At 60.0% G+C, this 3,491-nt stretch carries 2 protein-coding genes and 1 pseudogene; 2 read left to right on the top strand and 1 reads right to left on the bottom strand.

All coding sequences use genetic code 11. From position 1 onward, the window contains the following. Nucleotides 1–131, bottom strand: a pseudogene (locus F8R15_RS21855) (sugar ABC transporter substrate-binding protein); the annotation flags it as partial. Between the two features lie 318 nt (nucleotides 132–449). Between F8R15_RS21855 and F8R15_RS20680 the strand changes: the two are divergent. After that, nucleotides 450–1,679: an ROK family transcriptional regulator gene (locus F8R15_RS20680; protein ID WP_152845846.1), complete on the top strand. Its 1,230-nt coding sequence runs from the start codon at nucleotides 450–452 to the stop codon at nucleotides 1,677–1,679. A gap of 233 nt (nucleotides 1,680–1,912) precedes the next feature. Continuing rightward, the gene (locus tag F8R15_RS20675; protein ID WP_152845845.1) at nucleotides 1,913–2,707 is read left to right on the top strand and encodes an ion transporter; all 795 of its coding nucleotides are present in this window, start codon (nucleotides 1,913–1,915) and stop codon (nucleotides 2,705–2,707) included. Nucleotides 2,708–3,491 lie beyond the last annotated feature (784 nt).

Below are 3,491 nucleotides of genomic sequence, written 5' to 3'. Positions count from 1 at the left end.
GCACCCTCTTTCATCTTCACGAAGAACGGGTTGGTGTCGGTCTTGGTGATCAGGCAGGCGGTGGTTTCCGCCCAAGCGCCCGTCGCCATCAGACCGAGCGCGGTCGCACCGAGAATTGCGGTTTTCTTCATCATGTCAGGTCTCCTCCCTTTCTGAGATGCATCCGGTGCATCCATTCAAACTTCATGGAAAAGTGTCTTCGCGTCCGATCGCGATGCGCGTCGCACCCGCTTTGACGGTGCCGCCGCGCTGCCGACGGAGCCTCCCTCCCCAGAAGCCACCAAGAGCTAGCGCTCTGAGCTTTCTCCTGTCAATAAAAACTTTCGGATGAATTTTTAATTAGTTCAAATTCTCAATGTTGCTTGCGCCCCTCCGGGCCTCCGCGTAGCATCCGATCATCCACGAACCACGCATGAACCCGATGCGTGACCTTCCCGGTCCGGTGAGAGATGACGACAGCACGCCCCGAAAAAACCCTGAATGCCGTTCCGCTCATGGGCACCAACCAGCTCACGGTAAGAGACCTTAACGAGCGCCTCGTGCTGCACTTGATCCGCCGCCACGGCACGCTTACGAAGGCCGAGGCGACCCGCGCGACCGGCCTTTCCGCCAACGCGGTCTCGGAGATCTTCAAGGCACTTGAGCAAGACGACCTGTTGCTGCGCGGTGACCCGGTCCGGGGCCGCGTGGGCCAGCCCTCCGTGCCGATGCGCCTCAACCCCGAAGCGAAACACTACCTCGGCCTGAAGATCGGCCGACGGAGCTTCGACATGGTCGTGATCGACTTTACCGGCGCCGTCATGGCCCGCCGCTCGGCGCGCCACGATTACCCGACCCGGACCGCGCTCGTCTCGTTCATCAAGGACAATCTCCGCCCGCTGCTACGCTCGGCGAAACTGAAGCGCGAAGACGTGGCTGCCAGCGGCATCGCGATCCCCTCCGAGCTCTGGCATTGGGCCGAAGATTTCGACGCGCCGGCTGAAGAGCTCGAGAGATGGCGGAGCTTCGACGCGCAAGTCGAGCTGGACTCCCTTCTTCCCGGGCCGATCTCCGTCGAGAATGACGGCACCGCGGCCTGTCGCGGCGAGCTGGTTTTCGGGCCGCCCAACGACAAGCAGGACTACATCTATTTCTTCATCGGCACCTTCATCGGGGGCGGCGTCGTCCTCAATGGCAGCGTCTTTTCCGGGCGGTCGGGAAACTCCGGAGGCTTCGGGCCGCTGCGGATTCCCGATGAACCCGGCGGGCATCGGCTGATCGACCACGCCTCGCTCTCCGTGCTCGAGCGCCTCCTGGCGGATCAGCAAAGCGACCCCGGATTGGTCCATGATGACCGTGCCGACTGGTCGTCCATCGAGCCGGCGCTCTCGCTCTGGATCACGCGCGCCGCCAGAAGCCTCGCCCATGCGATCGTCTCCGCACAGGCGGTGATCGATTTCGAGGCGGTCATCATCGACGGCGCGCTTCCCCAAAATATCCGCGACAGGATAGTGACGGAGGTCGACCGGCATTTCTCTCACCTCGATCTTCAAGGGGTCTATCACCCCGAAATCCGTGCCGGGCATTTCGGCTCGATCATTCGCGCCGTAGGTGCCGCCGCTCACTCGATCTCCACCGACTTCATGATTGACCAGAACACCCTGCTTCGGAAAGCACCGCCCGATCAATTCTCAAGATAGGTATTCACTGCCAGTGATCGACCAACCCGATGACGGCGTGGCTCCCCTCCCCTTCCGGCGCGGACGGATTACTCACCCCATCGAGTTGGTCACGCGTCGCAACGCGCACATTCCTTGAGGTGTGCCGCGGCATGCTGTGCAGCGATTTCTGTAAGGCACTCATTGCTTAAGGGTAAGGTTGCGCAAGCCGCGCCCAGGGACCATATCCCTCCGGCCAATAAGAGGGGGACTGCATGACCTTGCGCGACCGGATCGCGATGACGCTCGACACGTCGACTTTTAGAAACACGATCACGGGCGTGATCCTGTTCAACGCATTGCTTCTTGGACTGGAGACATCGGAGCGCGCGATGACCTTGGCTGGCGATCTGATCCGGCTGCTCGATATGCTATGCCTGTCGGTCTTCGTGATCGAGATCGGGCTGAAGCTCGTTGTGCATCGGCTAGCTTTCTTCCGCTCCGGCTGGAACCTGTTCGATTTCACCATCGTCGGTGTATCGCTTCTGCCCGGCGCGCAGGTCTTCAGCGTGCTGCGGGCACTGCGCGTACTGAGGCTCTTGCGCATCATTTCGGTCGCGCCACGCCTGCGCCGGGTGGTCGAAGGACTGATCAGCGCCTTGCCGGGCATGGGCAGCGTGTTCCTATTGATGGGCATCATCTTCTACATCGCGAGCGTGATGGCGACGAAATTGTTCGGCGCGAGTTTCCCGCAGTGGTTCGGCTCGCTGGGACAATCAGCCTATTCGCTGTTCCAGATCATGACGCTCGAGAGCTGGTCGATGGGCATTGTGCGCCCAGTGATGGAAACCCACCCTCTGGCCTGGGCCTTCTTCGTGCCCTTCATCATGGTCATGACCTTCGCAGTGGTGAACCTTCTGGTGGGCCTGATCGTGAATTCGATGCAGGACGCCCATTCCGAAGAGGAGACCACGCGCACCGATGCGTATCGCGACGAGGTTCTCCTGCGGCTCGACGCGATAGAGCGACGGATCGGCGATGTTCGGAGAGGCGACCAAACGGGCGAGTGAGGCGGAGAGCCGGGGCGCGTATGAGGCAACCTCGACCGGACTTTGAAGGCGTGAGTTGCCATGGGGGAGCCCACTATCGATCATAGTCCACCCTATCTGATTGCGAGGCTCTGGGGACATACCTCTCTGGCTGCAAAGGCGCGCAGATCCTCGTAGAATTCGATGAACGCCATTACAAACGGAGCAATTGGACCACGACCACTTTCAGTAGAAAAAAGAAAGCGTCAGACACAAATCCGTCATCTTCCCGTCGCCCTCTCGCCACCTTCTCGCGCAAGGGTTGAGTGGATGTCGCTTCAATTTAAGGAACGACATTTTCTCCAAATAGCTATCTTGGAGCCGAAAATGCATATTTCTTCGTCTGTTTCTTACTTGATATCTCTGCTTTGTCCGAGATGTGATCCCATTTTTTCAGCCCGCCTTGAGGCCCTCAAGGCCATCCAGGCTTTTCCACCCCACCGCTATCGACGGCGTGAACCACCCACACCCTTTCAAGCACATCGTCAAATGACCTGACGCAGTGAGCCCCTCAATCTGTCAGGTGGATAGCGGGAGCAGCCGGGCAATTGCCCGGCAGCTTCGCGTTAATATGTAAATAGATGGAGTGGTTGGGCGGCGTTCGTGCCGGCCTTGAACGTAACCGGCCGGTTGCTACCGCGGCGATTGGGCCTTGATGCGGGCGACGAGATCGGCGTCATGGACGAAGTCGTCGAGGAACTCATGCCAAGTTTCGGGAGTGATGCGCGCGGCAGTGAGCATGTCTCGGAGTTCTTCGATGCCGCGG

The sequence above is a fragment of the Thioclava sp. JE_KL1 genome (assembly GCF_009296265.1).
GTDB lineage: Bacteria > Pseudomonadota > Alphaproteobacteria > Rhodobacterales > Rhodobacteraceae > Thioclava.
Note: the sequence above shows the minus strand (reverse complement) of the source record. Positions and strands in the feature narration are given on the sequence as shown.